This is a genomic window from Sinomonas atrocyanea, from assembly GCF_030811715.1.
Taxonomy (GTDB): Bacteria; Actinomycetota; Actinomycetes; order Actinomycetales; family Micrococcaceae; genus Sinomonas; species Sinomonas atrocyanea_A.
On record NZ_JAUSRH010000007.1, the window covers coordinates 64,668 to 78,236 of the forward strand.

Annotated in this window: 15 protein-coding genes and 1 riboswitch; of the genes, 14 read left to right on the forward strand and 1 reads right to left on the reverse strand. The window is 71.8% G+C overall.

The window, feature by feature from the left end; translation table 11 throughout:
- The first annotated feature begins 11 nt into the window (after positions 1 to 11).
- The 6 genes from J2W21_RS12160 to J2W21_RS12185 all read left to right on the forward strand — a co-directional run bounded on the left by J2W21_RS12160 (position 12) and on the right by J2W21_RS12185 (position 4,835).
- Complete coding sequence (locus tag J2W21_RS12160; protein ID WP_307114770.1) at positions 12 to 320, forward strand: hypothetical protein; 309 nt, start codon at positions 12 to 14, stop codon at positions 318 to 320.
- 73 nt (positions 321 to 393) lie between these two features.
- The gene (locus J2W21_RS12165) at positions 394 to 1,605 is read left to right on the forward strand and encodes a cobalamin-independent methionine synthase II family protein (protein ID WP_307114771.1); all 1,212 of its coding nucleotides are present in this window, start codon (positions 394 to 396) and stop codon (positions 1,603 to 1,605) included.
- 3 nt (positions 1,606 to 1,608) lie between these two features.
- Positions 1,609 to 2,625: an acyl-CoA thioesterase gene (locus tag J2W21_RS12170; RefSeq protein ID WP_307114772.1), complete on the forward strand. Its 1,017-nt coding sequence runs from the start codon at positions 1,609 to 1,611 to the stop codon at positions 2,623 to 2,625.
- 98 nt (positions 2,626 to 2,723) lie between these two features.
- Positions 2,724 to 3,875 carry an LGFP repeat-containing protein gene (locus J2W21_RS12175; protein WP_307114773.1) on the forward strand — a complete coding sequence of 384 codons (1,152 nt, stop codon included), beginning with the start codon at positions 2,724 to 2,726 and terminating at the stop codon, positions 3,873 to 3,875.
- Between the two features lie 55 nt (positions 3,876 to 3,930).
- Entirely contained in the window at positions 3,931 to 4,311 is a 381-nt protein-coding gene (locus J2W21_RS12180) for an ArsR/SmtB family transcription factor (protein WP_307114774.1), read from the forward strand.
- Complete coding sequence (locus J2W21_RS12185) at positions 4,308 to 4,835, forward strand: SRPBCC family protein (protein WP_307114775.1); 528 nt, start codon at positions 4,308 to 4,310, stop codon at positions 4,833 to 4,835. Before J2W21_RS12180 ends, J2W21_RS12185 begins: the two co-directional genes overlap by 4 nt.
- Positions 4,836 to 4,907: 72 nt before the next feature.
- On the opposite strand, the gene J2W21_RS12190 is transcribed toward J2W21_RS12185, so the two are convergent.
- Positions 4,908 to 6,170 carry an NAD(P)/FAD-dependent oxidoreductase gene (locus J2W21_RS12190; protein WP_307114776.1) on the reverse strand — a complete coding sequence of 421 codons (1,263 nt, stop codon included), beginning with the start codon at positions 6,168 to 6,170 and terminating at the stop codon, positions 4,908 to 4,910.
- Positions 6,171 to 6,372: 202 nt separating this feature from the next.
- Here J2W21_RS12190 and J2W21_RS12195 point away from each other — a divergent pair, with 202 nt between their 5' ends.
- The 8 genes from J2W21_RS12195 (at position 6,373) to J2W21_RS12230 (ending at position 13,460) form a co-directional block, all read left to right on the forward strand.
- Entirely contained in the window at positions 6,373 to 7,977 is a 1,605-nt protein-coding gene (locus J2W21_RS12195; RefSeq protein ID WP_307114777.1) for a PucR family transcriptional regulator, read from the forward strand.
- A complete protein-coding gene (locus J2W21_RS12200) occupies positions 7,977 to 8,933 on the forward strand; it encodes a glutaminase (RefSeq protein WP_307114778.1) in 957 nt (318 codons plus the stop codon). The genes J2W21_RS12195 and J2W21_RS12200 overlap by 1 nt, the downstream gene beginning before the upstream one ends.
- Positions 8,934 to 9,017: 84 nt before the next feature.
- Positions 9,018 to 9,132: riboswitch (SAM riboswitch) on the forward strand.
- Between the two features lie 56 nt (positions 9,133 to 9,188).
- Positions 9,189 to 9,458 carry a DUF1737 domain-containing protein gene (locus tag J2W21_RS12205; RefSeq protein ID WP_373423107.1) on the forward strand — a complete coding sequence of 90 codons (270 nt, stop codon included), beginning with the start codon at positions 9,189 to 9,191 and terminating at the stop codon, positions 9,456 to 9,458.
- A complete protein-coding gene (locus J2W21_RS12210) occupies positions 9,455 to 9,868 on the forward strand; it encodes a rhodanese-like domain-containing protein (RefSeq protein ID WP_307114780.1) in 414 nt (137 codons plus the stop codon). Before J2W21_RS12205 ends, J2W21_RS12210 begins: the two co-directional genes overlap by 4 nt.
- An 8-nt stretch (positions 9,869 to 9,876) precedes the next feature.
- A complete protein-coding gene (locus tag J2W21_RS12215; RefSeq protein WP_307114781.1) occupies positions 9,877 to 11,085 on the forward strand; it encodes an O-succinylhomoserine sulfhydrylase in 1,209 nt (402 codons plus the stop codon).
- 5 nt (positions 11,086 to 11,090) lie between these two features.
- The gene (locus J2W21_RS12220; RefSeq protein WP_307114782.1) at positions 11,091 to 11,537 is read left to right on the forward strand and encodes a hypothetical protein; all 447 of its coding nucleotides are present in this window, start codon (positions 11,091 to 11,093) and stop codon (positions 11,535 to 11,537) included.
- A 65-nt stretch (positions 11,538 to 11,602) separates the two neighbouring features.
- Entirely contained in the window at positions 11,603 to 12,058 is a 456-nt protein-coding gene (gene arfB / locus J2W21_RS12225; protein ID WP_307114783.1) for an alternative ribosome rescue aminoacyl-tRNA hydrolase ArfB, read from the forward strand.
- 79 nt (positions 12,059 to 12,137) lie between these two features.
- Entirely contained in the window at positions 12,138 to 13,460 is a 1,323-nt protein-coding gene (locus tag J2W21_RS12230) for an MFS transporter (RefSeq protein WP_307114784.1), read from the forward strand.
- Positions 13,461 to 13,569: the final 109 nt, after the last annotated feature.

Consider the following 13,569-nt stretch of genomic DNA (forward strand, 5'->3'; position numbering starts at 1 on the left):
ACGGTTCCCGTATGGAACAGGACGATCGCGTGCCGCCGCCGCCGGGCCTTGCGGCATACGACCACGACGCGCCGCTCGATGACGGCTACAGCCAGGGCGAGAACTACGGCCACAACCAGGAGTCCTTCCAGCTGCACGATGCGCGCCGGTACGCGGACACTCCGCCCGGCGAGCCGCGCGTCGAACTCCCTGCTCCGCCCGAGCCGGCGAGGCCGAAGCGCCGTCCCCACACCGCGGGCCTGGGCACCTCCGGCGCTGCGGGCATCCCTGATGCCGCCGGCGCCGTGCACACCGGGTTCGGCGACACCGACCGCGACTGAGCGCGTCCTACCGGCGGGTTCACACACGCGCACACACTCGCGGACGCCAGCCCGGATCGGCAAGACTGGCCCCATGCACAACACCGACTCCATCCAGGTCTCGCACGCCGGATCGCTCCCCCGCACGCCCGAGCTGCTCGCGGCGAACGCCGCGCAGGCCGAGAACCCGGACGATTCGGCGGCGTTCGAGGACCTCCTCGCCGGCTCCGTCAAGGACATCGTCGCGAAGCAGCGCGAGGCGGGGATCACCCTGCCCAACGACGGCGAGTACGGCCACACCATGTCCAACTCCGTGGACTACGGGGCCTGGTGGAACTACTCCTTCGCCCGCCTCGGCGGCCTCTCGCAGGGCGGGGTGGACCGCTGGCAGATGACCGAGGAGATCCGCTCGGAGCCCGGCCACATCCGCCTCACCACGATGCGGGACCGCCGGGACCGGGTCCGGTTCAACGAGGCCTACAACGACCCGAACTCGTTCATCCTCACCGGCCGCAAGTCCGTCGCCCAGCCCACGGTCACCGGCCCCATCACGTACATCGGGCAGGAGGCCGTGCAGCGCGACGTCGCCAACCTCAAGGCCGCCCTCGCCGCGAACGGCTACGAGACCGGCTTCCTCCCCGCGCTCTCCCCCGGCTCCGCGAGCCGGCTCCTCAACGAGTACTACCAGGACGAGGAGGAGCTGGTCTTCGCGTGTGCCGACGCCATGCGCGAGGAGTACAAGGCCATCATCGACGCGGGCCTCACCGTCCAGATCGATGACCCCTCGATCGCCGAGAACTGGGACATGATCAACCCCGAGCCCAGCCTGGCGGACTACCTCAAGTTCACCCAGGTCCGCGTCGAGGCCCTCAACCACGCCATCCGCGGCCTGCCGCAGGAGCAGATCCGGTTCCACCTGTGCTGGGGCTCCTGGCACGGCCCGCACACCACGGACATCCCGTTCAGGGACCTCGCCGAGACGATGCTCTCCATCAACGCCGGCTCCTACTCGTTCGAGGCGGGCAACGTCCGCCACGAGCACGAGTGGAAGGTCTGGCGGGACCTGGACCTGCCCGAGGACAAGACGATCGCCCCGGGCGTGGTCTCGCACGCGACCAACGTGGTGGAGCACCCGGAGCTGGTCGCGGACCGCATCGAGAACTTCGCGTCGATCGTGGGCCGGGAGCGGGTCATCGCCTCCACCGACTGCGGGCTCGGCGGCCGCGTCCACCCGCAGATCGCGTGGGCCAAGCTCGAGGCGCTCTCCGAGGGCGCCCGGCTCGCGACCCAGCGGCTCTGGGGCTAGGGCATGGCGCACGACGCCGGCGGCGCGCCTCCCGCCGCCGTCCCGCCGGCCGCTGCGGGCCCGCGGCAGTCCAACGAGGTCACGCTCCGCTTCCTCGCGGCGCCGACGGACAAGGGCCACTCCGGCTCCGTCGACGCCGGCACGGTCCTCGAGTGGGTCGACAAGGCGGCGTACGCGGCGGCCGTGGGCTGGGCGAAGACGTACTGCGTGACCGCGTACGTGGGCAACATCCACTTCGCCGACCCCGTCAACGTCGGGGACATGGTCGAGGTCACGGCCACGATCGTGTACACCGGCCGCAGCTCGATGCACATCCGCACCGTGGTGTCCTCAGGCGACCCGAAGGGCGGCACGCCCACGATGCGCAGCGACTGCCTCGTGATCTTCGTGGCGGTCGGCGAGGACGGGCGCCCGGTCGAGGTCCCCGCGTGGGTGCCGCGCACCGAGGATGAGCGCGAGGCGGAGGCGCACGCGAAGGCCCGCATCGCGGTGCGGGACGAGATCGTCGCGTCCATGAAGCGCCAGGAGTACACCGAGGCCGGCACCGCCGAGCGGGTGGTCCTGCGGTTCCTCGCGGCCCCGACCGATGTCAACTGGGGCGGCAAGGTCCACGGCGGCACGGTCATGAAGTGGATCGACGAGGCGGCGTACGTGTGCGCCTCGCGGTACTGCGGGCGGGACGCCGTCGCGGTGTTCTCCGGCGGGGTCCGGTTCTACCGGCCGCTGCTCATCGGGGACGTCGTGGAGGTTGAGGCGCGGCTCGTGTACACGGGGACCAAGGGCATGCACATCGCGGTCCACGTCCGCTCGGGCTCGCCCCGCGGGCACGAGCTGCACCTCACCACGTACTGCCTCACCGTCATGGTGGCCCGGGACGAGACCGGGACGGCGGTGCCCGTGCCCCGGTGGGAGCCGGTCTCCGACGAGGACCGGCGCCTGTGGGAGCACGCCCGCGAGCTGCTTGAGATCCGCGGGAAGGCGCCCGGGGGCCGCCTGCCGAACCACCTGCTCGGGGCATAGCCCCGCGCACGGCTCCCCCGCGACTTCCGCGGAGGGAGCCCTCCGGATACGCTTCGCCTGTGCCACTTCGGGGGTGGCCTTCTCGGGGAGGAACTGACGTGCGCGTCACCACGGTCCGGGGGCACCGCAGCGCCCTCAGAGTCCTGTCTGCCTGCGCCCTGGGCGCCGTCCTGTGGGGTGGGCCGAGCGGCCCGGCGAGCGCCACGACGGCGCCCAGCCCGCCGCCGTCGGACGTCGCGACCGCGACCGCCTCGCCCACGGACACCGCCGGGGCAGCGACGGGAGCGCCCACCAGGGAGGCGCCCACCGGCGGCGCCCCGACGGAATCCGCCAGCCCGTCGGAATCGACCCCGCCGGCCCCGACCGCCGCGCCGACGGAGTCCGCCCCGACCACCGCGGCCGCCTCGCCGACCGGGACGCCGCCCCCCGACTACGTGGTCAGGGGTGCCATCGGTGCCAAGTACGCCGCGGACGGGGGCGCGTCCGCGCTCGGGGAGCCCCTCGGCAACGAGGTGTGCACTGGCCCCCGCGGCGGGTGCTACCAGTGGTTCGCGGAGGGGCTCATCTGGTGGTCCCCGGCCACGGGCGCGCACACCGTGCGCAACGACGGCTTCCGCTTCCGGTACGAGCTGGAGAACTGGGCGTGGGGGCCGCTGGGCTACCCCCTCTGGGACATCGAGTGCTCGGCCCCGGGCGGCGGCTGCTACCAGCGCTTCGAGGGCGGCATCCTGTGGAAGGACCCCAGCGGCGGCCCGGCCACGTGGCCGCACGGCGGGATCGGCGCCAGGTACGCCGCGCTCAACTGGGCGTGGGGGCCGCTGGGCTACCCCACGGGCGACGAGCAGTGCTACCCCGGCAGCACCACGTGCTGGGAGCCGTTCCGCGGCGGCAGCATCTGGTGGAGCCCGTCCACGGGTGCCCACATGGTCCGCGGCGCCATCGGCTCGGCGTGGATCGCCGACGGCTGGGACCTCGGGCTGCCGCTGCAGGACGAGCAGTGCTCCGGGCCCCGCGGGGGCTGCTACCAGTGGTTCCAGGGCGCCGTCTACTGGTGGTCCTCGGGATCGGGCACGCACTACGTCAAGGGCGGCATCAAGGCCGCCTACGAGCGGCTCAACTGGGCGTGGGGCGGCCTCGGCTACCCGCTCACGAACGAGTACGCCGTGAGCACCGGCTACCGGCAGGACTTCCAGGGCGGCAGCATCGTCTGGGACCGGCGCAGCGGAGCGACCACGGTGCTCTGGCGCTGAATCCCGGCACTGGCCCGCTTCCCCTCGGGAGAAGCCTGCGCTAACCTACAACCAAATGGTTGTAGATCAGAGCCTCCGAGACCTGTCCGATGCGGAGATCGACCGGATCTTCGCGGCGCTGGCCGATGCGACCCGCAGGGACATCCTGCGGCAGTCGATGCTGCACGACCAGTCGGTCTCGGAGCTCGCCCGGAACTACGCCATGAGCTTCGCGGCGGTCCAGAAGCACGTCGCGGTGCTCGAACGGGCACAGCTCGTCACGAAGGAACGGCGCGGCAGGGAGCAGATCGTGCACTCCAATCCCGCGGCGCTCCGCACGGCGGCCCGCCTCCTCGACGCCTACGAGGCGCTGTGGAGGGACCGCATCCACCGCATCGAGGCCATCCTCGACGCGGAGACACCGCAGTCAGGCACCGACCAGGGGACCCAGCAATGACCTTCGTCAGCAGTACCAAGGACACCGAGAAGCTCACCTTCACGCTCGTCACCGAGTTCGCCGCCGCGCCGGCCCGGGTCTGGCAGGTGTGGGAGGACCCGCGCCAGCTCGAGCGGTGGTGGGGCCCGCCCTCGTGGCCCGCCACGTTCGCCACCCACAGCTTCGCCCCAGGGGGCCGCTGCCACTACTACATGACCGGGCCGGACGGCACCACGGCCCACGGCTGGTGGGAGATCAAGTCCATGGACGCGCCGCACCGCCTCGAGATCGAGGACGGCTTCGCGAACGAGGACGGCTCCCCGACCGACCCCGAGGACAGCACGTCCTTCGTGGTGACCTTCGAGGACCTCGGCCCCGGCACGCGCATGACCACCGTCAGCAGGTTCCGCAGCCTCGAGCAGCTCGAGCGCATGGCGGCGATGGGCATGGAGGAGGGCATGCGGGAGGCCTCCGGCCAGATCGACGCGCTGCTCGCCGAGGACGCCCCGGAGCGGAACCGCGCCGGCGAGCCGGCCGCGGGCTGACCACCGGCCCACAGCACGACGGCGCCGGGCCCCCTGAGGCGGCCCGGCGCCGTCGGCCTGTTCCGGCGCGAGCTAGCTGTGCGCCCGGTCCGGCCGGCTCAGGACCACGAACGAGCGGCGGTGGCTGATGTAGTCGCTCGGCCACGTGGCCAGCGCGCGGATCTTCTGCATGCTCCCGGACAGCAGCACCACGTGCACGCCGAGCCAGGCGAGGAACGCGAGCGGGCCCGAGAGCAGCTTGCGGTTGGGGCCCGGCCCCACCTCGGCCACGGCCGAGCCGCGCCCCACCATGGCCATGTAGCCCTTGTCGGAGTAGTGGAACGGCTCGCGGGGGCGGCCCTCGATGTCGGCGAGGATGTTCTTCGCCGCCCACCCGCCGGCCTGCAGCGCGCAGGAGCCCAGCTGCGGCAGCTTGTTGCCCTTGTCGTCGGTCATGTTCGCCGCATCGCCCAGGACGTAGACGCCCTCCATGCCGGGGGCAGTCAGGTCCGGGTTGACGTCGATCCGCCCGCCGCGGCCCTGCGGCAGCCCCGAGCCCGTGACCACCGGGCCGGCCTTGAGGCCGCCGGCCCACACGACGAGGGTGGCAGGGATCTCGCTGCCGTCCTTGAAGACCACCTTGTCCGGGGCGATCTCGCTCACCGGGACGCCGAGGTGCAGCTCGACGCCCATCCCCTCGAGGCGGCGGGCCGCGTACTCCTTGGACTTGTCCGAGAACGCGTTGAGCACGTTCGGGATCATGTCCACGAGGTGCACCCGGCACCGGCTGGCGAGCCGCGGGGAGAAGTAGTCGCCGAGGACGTACTTGACCGTCTCGGCCATCGCCCCCGCCGTCTCGACGCCGGTGGGGCCGCCTCCGATCACCACGAAGTTCAGCTCCGTGCCGTCATCCGCCCGATCCGCCGCCTCGAGCGCGTTCGAGAGCGCGCCGCCGAGGCTCACGGCGTCGTCCACCGAGTACAGCGGGAAGGTGCGCTCCTCCGCCCCGGGGGTGTTGAAGAAGTTCGCCTCGGCGCCGGAGGCGAGCACGAGGAAGCGCCCCTCGTACACCTTGCCGTCCGAGGTGGTGACCCGCTTCCCTGCCGGGTCCACGGAGGTGACCTCCTCGACCAGCACGCGCACGTTGGGCTGGCTGCGGAAGATGTCGCGCAGGGAGCGGGCCACCTCCGAGACGCCCAGCTGCACGGTCGCCACCTGGTACAGGAGCGGCTGGAACTGATGGTAGGGATTCTTGTCGATCAGGAGGACCCGCACGCCCTTGCGCCCGAGTGTCCGGGCCGCCGCGACGCCCGCGAACCCTCCGCCGACCACGATGACTTCGTAGTTCTCGTCCACAGGCGCGACACTACCGAGTCGGCAGCGGGCTGTGAACCGCCCACGCAGCCCTGGCGCGGCGGCATGCCTTGTCACCGCGCACAAGACGGACCGCCCCTTCCTGTGCCCCGCCCCACAAGAGGGCGCCCGCGGGGCGCCTAGCATGGTGCGGGTCATGGAAGCCCCCTTGCGGGGGCAGAGAGCGCGCTTCAAGGAAGAGGCAGTGGGCCGAACGATCAACGACATCCTCGCGGAGCTCCCGGCGGGGTGGGCACGACTCGGGCTTGACGCGGAGGGGGCGGACCCGTCCGTCGGGCGGGTCCTCATGCTGGATGCGGAGGACACCGACGCGCAGCCCGACGTCCGCGCGGCCCTCGTGTGCCTGGCGGGGGCACGGGGCCGCGCCGCCCTGCCGGCCGTGCAGCGCCTCGTCGACGCGGGGCCCACGGCGCTCGCGGTCAAGGCCTCGGGGGACCAGGCCCCGGAGCTCGAGGAGCTGTGCAGGGCCGGCGGCGTGGGCCTCCTGCTCATCGCCCCGGAGGCACCGTGGGACCAGATCCTCTCGGTCGCGAAGTCCCGCCTCGACGACGCCGAGCCGCAGCCCGCGGCGATGGCGCTCCTCGAAGAGGACCTCTTCGCCCTCGCCCAGACCACCGCGCGGGTCACCTCGAGCCACGTGGTGATCGAGGACGCCGCGAACCGGGTCCTCGCGTACTCGACGCTCTCGAACAACATCGACGAGCTCCGCAAGGCCTCCATCCTGACGCGGAGGGGACCGCGCGAGTACGAGCTCATGCTCAAGGACCTCGGCGCCTACCGCGAGATGCACCGCAGCCGCGGGGTCGTGCGGGTCCCCGCGAGCCCCGACCAGCAGCTGCGCGAGCGGGCCGCGATCGCCATCTTCGCGGGCGAGCGGATCATGGGCTACATCTGGCTCCAGGAGACCGGTTCGGGCTTCGGCGACGACGTGGTCTACGCCCTGACGGGCGCCGCGCGGCGGGCGGCGTCGGAACTGATCCGGTACCGGAACCAGCAGTCCGTCACCATGCACGAGGACCGGATCGGCCGCCTGCTGTCCGGGCCCGCGGAGGCGGCCGCGAGCGCCAAGACGCTGGGCGTGGCTCTCGACACGCCGTCGTGCCTGCTCCTGGTCGGGCTGTCCCGCCCGGACGCCCTCGCCGAGGACGCCGAGCTCGTCCGCGGGCAGCTCGCCGACCTGGTCGCGCTGCACGCGGCCGCGTTCAAGGGCTCCTCGATCGTGGGGCAGCACGAGGGCCACACGGCCGTCGTCGTGCCCAGCCTCACCACCCGCACGGCGGCTGCCGCGCTGCGCTCGCTCGCGGCCCTGATCGTCGCGGACGCGCGCAGGCACCTCGGGGCAGTGGCCTTCGTCGCGATCGGCAGGATCGTCCCCGGGGTGACCGCGCTGCACGGCTCGCGGGCGGAGACGGCGGCGGTGCTGGACTGCCTCGTGCGCAACGGCGAGGCGCAGGTCGCGACGATCGAGGACGTCGAGGCCGACGTCCTGCTCCACGAGGCCATCGCCCGGTTCGCCTCCTCGGGGTTCAGGCATCGCGCGCTCACGGACCTGCTGCTGACCGATGTGGAGCTCGCCGAGACGCTCGAGAGCTACTTCAGGGCCTCGATGGACGTCTCCGCCTGCGCCAACGCCATGCAGGTGCACCGGAACACCGTCTACTACCGCGTCGGCAAGGCGGAGCGCCTCACCGGCCTGGACCTCGGCAATCCCGCCCACGCCACGATCGTGCAGCTCCACCTCGGGCTGTGGCACCGCGGGGACCTCGACGGCGCCGGGAGCGGGCGCTGATGCGCGGGCCGGCCCTCCTCCAGGCCGAGCGGCGCGTCGGGGTCGCCGGGGACGGGCTCGGGGGTCTCCTCGACGACCTCGTCCGCGAGTTCCGCCCCACCCGGGTCGCGGGGTCGGTGCCCGACCACATCCCGCACCTCGCCGGTGCCGACTTCAGGAGCTTCGGGCTTGCCGTGGCCACGGTCTCCGGGGAGGTCTTCACCGCTGGAGACGCCGGGGACCCGTTCCTGATCCAGAGCATCTCGAAGGTGTTCTCCCTCGCCCTGGCCCTCGGGCGCGAGGATGGTCCAGACCTGTGGTCCCGGGTGCTCCGCGAGCCCTCGGGCACGGCCTTCAACTCCCTCGTGCAGCTCGAAGCCGAGCGGGGCATCCCCCGCAATCCCTTCATCAACGCGGGTGCGCTCGTGGTCACCGACCACCTCATCGACGCCTTCGGGAACGCCAGCGAGGAGGTGCTCGGGCTGCTCTCCTCCCCCACCGGCCGGAGCGCGGTCAACGTCGAGGCCTTCGAGTCCGAGCTGGCCCGGAGCGAGCGCAACTTCGCCCTGGCGCACTTCCTCGCCGACCTCGGCAACCTCCGCAATCCCCCGGGCTCGGTGGTCCGCCACTACGTCCGCCAGTGTTCGATCGAGATGTCCTGCGCCGACGTCGCCCGCGCGGGCCTCTTCCTGGCGAACGACGGCGTCGGCCCCTCCGGGCGGGTCGTCTCCGCGTCCGCCGCCAAGCGGATCGGTGCCGTCATGCTCACCTGCGGGATGTACGACGCCGCCGGGGAGTTCGCCTACCGCGTCGGGCTGCCGAGCAAGAGCGGCGTGGGCGGCGGCATCCTCACTGTCGTGCCGGGCATCTGCTCCATCTGCGTGTGGAGCCCACGCCTCGATGCCCACGGCAACTCCCTCGCAGGCGCCGCCGCCCTGGCAGAGCTCGCGGAACGGACCGGCTGGTCCATCTTCTGAACCGGCCGTCGGAATCGGCATATTGCCAATCGTTACCGCAGTCCCATGGTCGGCCACAGTGCCCCGTGCTACGTTCGATCGAAGAGTAATGAGCGCCAGTGCCAAGCCCTGACTTAGCTGGCCGGCAACCCTCCAGGTGGCGGGGTGCCTCAGGTGACTACTCGGCATTCGTTTCTCGATACGCAAGCCCGAAGGAGCCCCGTCATGCCCGATACTGCGACCGAGCAGACCGCGGCGGCAGCCGCGACCACTCCCCTGAACGACCCGGCGGCCCCGGGCGGCCCCGCCGAGGAGAAGCTGGCGTACCGGCTCCTGACCGGTCCGGACACCCGCGAGTTCTGCGCCCGCATCTCCCAGGCGCTCGCCGACGGGTACGTGCTCCACGGCAGCCCGGCCGCCACCTTCAACGGCACGGACGTCATCGTGGCCCAGGCCGTGGTCCTTCCCCACACGGTGGCCCGGGCGGACGCCGCGGTCGCCTCCGCCGTGGACTCCCTCGAGTACGAGGGCGAGGGCCACGCGTGAGCTACGCCGGCGACCTCACCCCGCAGGAGGCCTGGTCCAAGCTCGCGAGCGGCGAGGCCGTGCTCGTCGACGTGCGCACCGAGGAGGAGTGGGCGCACGTGGGCATCCCGGACACCAAGGGCACCGAGAACGATCCGCTCTTCATCCCCTGGGTGTTCGCGGGCGGGATCCCGAACCCGGACTTCGTGATGGAGCTCGAGCTCCAGGGGCCGGAAGACCGGGCCACGCCGCTGCTGTTCCTGTGCCGCTCGGGCCACCGCTCGGCCGCCGCGGCCGCCGTGGCCACGAACCTCGGGTTCACCGCGTACAGCGTCCTGGAGGGCTTCGAGGGCGTGCCCGGGCCCGACGGGGAGCGCAACGTCAACGGCTGGAAGAACCGCGGGCTGCCGACGAATCTGGGACAGGACTGAAGAATTCCGTGAGCTTTGACATCGACGCCGCCAGCTGGAGCGAGGACACGCAGGCGGTGCGCGGGGGACTCCTGCGCTCAGATTTCCAGGAGACGTCCGAGGCGGTCTTCCTCACCTCGGGGTTCGTCTACTCCTCGGCCGAGGCCGCCGAGCGCGCCTTCACCGGCGAGGAGGAGCGCTTCGTCTACTCGCGCTACGGCAACCCCTCCGTCGCGACCTTCCAGGAGCGGCTCCGACTGCTCGAGGGCACCGAGGCGTGCTTCGCCACGGCGTCCGGGATGTCCGCGGTGTTCACCGCGCTCGCGGCCCTGCTGGGGGCCGGGGACAGGGTCGTCGCCGCGCGCAGCCTGTTCGGCTCGTGCTTCGTGATCCTGAACGAGATCCTGCCCCGCTGGGGCGTGGAGACCGTGTTCGTGGACGGCCCCGACCTCGACCAGTGGCGCGAGGCGCTCTCCGTGCCCACGACGGCCGTGTTCTTCGAGTCACCGTCGAATCCGATGCAGGAGCTCGTGGACATCCAGGCCGTCGCGGACCTCGCGCACGCCGCGGGCGCGAAGGTCGTCGTCGACAATGTCTTCGCCACTCCCCTGCTCCAGCGCAGCCTCGACTTCGGCGCGGATGTGGTCGTGTACTCCGGCACCAAGCACATCGACGGCCAGGGCCGCGTGCTCGGCGGGGCCGTGCTGGGCACGAAGGAGTTCATCGACGGGCCGGTGAAGAACCTCATGCGGCACACCGGCCCGGCGCTCTCCGCCTTCAACGCCTGGGTGCTCGCCAAGGGCCTCGAGACGATGGGGCTGCGGGTGCGGCACTCGTCCGCGAGCGCCCTGGCCATCGCCGAATGGCTCGAGGCGCGCCCGGAGGTCCGCTGGGTCAAGTACCCGCATCTGGCCTCGCACCCGCAGTACGAGCTCGCGAAGAAGCAGATGAGCGCCGGCGGGACCGTCCTGACGTTCGAGCTGGACGCCCCCGAGGGCCGGGGCAAGGAGGCAGCGTTCCGGCTGCTCAACGGCCTGCGGGTCATCGACATCTCCAACAACCTCGGCGATTCCAAGTCGCTCATCACCCACCCCGCCACGACCACCCATCGGGCCATGGGGCCCGAGGGGCGCGCGGCCATCGGCCTCGGCGACGGCGTGGTGCGGCTCTCCGTGGGACTCGAGGACGTCGGGGACCTGATCGGGGACCTCGAGCGCGCGCTCACCCACGGCGGCTGAGCGGCATGCGGCACTTCGACATCGTCATCACCACGCCCCTCTCGCCCGGTGAGGCGTGGGCGCGGGTGCTCGATCTGCGGGGCCATGACCGCTTCATCCCGTTCACCCGCATCACCGAAGGCCTCGCCACGGCCGACGAGCTCCACCCCGGGCACCTCTTCACCGGACGCACCGCCGTGGGACCCGTGGGCTTCGACGACGTCATGACCATCGAATCGATCACCCCGCCCACCGAGGCTGCGCCCGGCCGGGCCCGGATCGTCAAGGGCGGCCCGCTCGTGCTCGGGGCCGTCGACCTCACCGTCACCGCGCACGACGGCGGCTCGACCGTGCGCTGGTCGCAGGACCTGGGCGTGGCGCGCCTCGGGCGCGCAGCGAGCTGGGTGGCCGGCGCCGTGGCGCCGCTGCTCTACCGCCCGCTGCTCAAGCGCCTCCTGCGGCACGGCGGCTGAACGATCCGAGACCCCGGTGGGTGAGCGGCGCCGGACTGCCGGTCGCCGTGCCGGAGAATAGGCGCATGGACACACCCGGGCGGGACCTCAGAGTGCCTCCGCAGCCCGGCGCCCGGCACGGGATCACCGTTCCCGCGGCGGAACTCGTGGAGCGGTTCAGCCGATCGAGCGGCCCGGGCGGGCAGGGCGTCAACACGACCGACAGCCGCGTGGAGCTCCTCTTCGAGCCCGGCACCAGCGTGGCGTTCACCGACGCCCAGCGCGAGCGCGTCCTCACGCGGCTGGCGGGCCGGCTCGTGGGCGGCCGGCTGAGCATCGTGGCCTCCGGCGAGCGCTCCCAGCTGCGCAACCGGGAGGAGGCCCGCGTCCGGCTCGTCGCACTGCTCTCCGAGGCGCTCCTGCCGCCGGGGCCCGTCCGCCGGGCCACCCGGCCCACCAGGGGCTCGCAGGTCCGCCGCCTCGAGTCCAAGAAGCGCCGCGGCGAGACCAAGGCGGCCCGGCGCCGCCTCCCTCCCCCGTAGCAACTGCACCCTTGACAGTGACCCAGGCCACGCCTAGCGTGAAAAAGGGGGTATATCCTATAGGAAACAGGAGGCTATCGTGGCCGAAGCTGTCCACGGCGCCATCGGCAGGAAGCGCTGGACGCGCTTGATCCCCGTGGCGATCATCGTCTACATCATCTCGTTCATGGACCGGACCAACATCGGATTCGCCCTGAACGGACTCCAGAAGGACCTGGGCATCGACGCTGCACAGCAGGGTCTGGCCGCAGGCATCTTCTTCATCGGCTACCTCACGCTCCAGATCCCCGGCGGCCACCTGGCCGAGCGCTGGAGCGCGAAGAAGTTCGTCGGCATCATGATCCTCGTCTGGGGCGTGCTGGCGGTCCTCGGCGGCTTCATCCAGAACTTCGGGGAGCTGCTCGTCGTCCGCTTCTTCCTCGGCGTGGCGGAAGCCGGCATCTGGCCGGCAATCCTGGTCCTCATCAGCCACTGGTTCCCCGCGGCCGAGCGCGCCCGCGCCTACGCCTTCTGGATGATGAACATCGCCATCGCCTCGATCATCACCGCGCCCCTGTCCGGGTGGATCCTCTCCTTCTCGGACTGGCGCTGGCTGTTCATCATCGAGGGCATCTTCCCGTTCGTCATCGCCGCCCCCATCTGGTGGCTGATGATCGCCGACCGCCCGCGCGACGCCAAGTGGTGCTCGCCCGAGGAGCGCGCCTACATCGAGGAGGGGCTCGCGGCGGACGAGGCCGCGTCCCCGCACGTGGAGCACGTGAGCATCAGGCACGTCTTCGCCAACAGTGCCGTCTGGCGCCTGACGATCGTGTACTTCCTGATCCAGATCGGCTTCTACGGCCTGAACATCTGGCTCCCGAAGGTCGTCAAGACGATCACGTCCGGCTCATCGCTCGAGGTCGGGTTCGTCACCGCGATCCCGTACGTGCTGGCCATGTTCGCCCTCTGGTACAACGCCAAGGCGGCGGACCGCTCCGGCCGCTACTCGACGCACGTGCTGCTCTCCATGGCCGTCGGCGCCGTGGCCCTGGTCATCTCCGTGGCCACAGGCAGCGCCATGCCGATCCTCGCAGTGACGTTCATCAGCATCGCCATGGCGGGCGCCCTGGCCTACGACGGCCCCTTCTGGGCCTCGGCCTCGCGCGCCATGCCCGTGGTCGTCGCGGGAAGCGCCATGGGCCTGATCAACGCCGTCGGCAACCTCGGCGGGTTCGTGGGCCCCTACGTCGGAGGGTTCCTCCAGGACGTGACCCATGGGAGCTTCATGGCGACCTCGGTCTTCCTCGCCACCTGCCTGCTCGCGGCCGGCCTGGTGATGCTCACCCTGCGCAAGGGCGGGGACCGGCCGACGGCGGAGGCCGCCCCGCACGCCGCAGCCTCCCCCTCCGAACGGCGGGGCTGAGGCGGGCCCGGAACGACGCGGAAGCGTGTGCGCCCCCGCAGGGCCCGTCGCCGACGGGAGCTGCGGGGGCGTTCGCGTCGGTCGTGGACCCAGACTTGACGCAGGTCAC

What these genes read in the sequence shown, in the direction of transcription:
- J2W21_RS12160 (WP_307114770.1), top strand. Translation starts at nt 12, where the DNA reads ATGGAACAGGACGATCGCGTGCCGCCGCCGCCGGGCCTTGCGGCATAC.
- J2W21_RS12165 (WP_307114771.1), top strand. Translation starts at nt 394, where the DNA reads ATGCACAACACCGACTCCATCCAGGTCTCGCACGCCGGATCGCTCCCC.
- J2W21_RS12170 (WP_307114772.1), top strand. Translation starts at nt 1,609, where the DNA reads ATGGCGCACGACGCCGGCGGCGCGCCTCCCGCCGCCGTCCCGCCGGCC.
- J2W21_RS12180 (WP_307114774.1), top strand. Translation starts at nt 3,931, where the DNA reads ATGGTTGTAGATCAGAGCCTCCGAGACCTGTCCGATGCGGAGATCGAC.
- J2W21_RS12185 (WP_307114775.1), top strand. Translation starts at nt 4,308, where the DNA reads ATGACCTTCGTCAGCAGTACCAAGGACACCGAGAAGCTCACCTTCACG.
- J2W21_RS12200 (WP_307114778.1), top strand. Translation starts at nt 7,977, where the DNA reads ATGCGCGGGCCGGCCCTCCTCCAGGCCGAGCGGCGCGTCGGGGTCGCC.
- J2W21_RS12220 (WP_307114782.1), top strand. Translation starts at nt 11,091, where the DNA reads ATGCGGCACTTCGACATCGTCATCACCACGCCCCTCTCGCCCGGTGAG.
- arfB (WP_307114783.1), top strand. Translation starts at nt 11,603, where the DNA reads ATGGACACACCCGGGCGGGACCTCAGAGTGCCTCCGCAGCCCGGCGCC.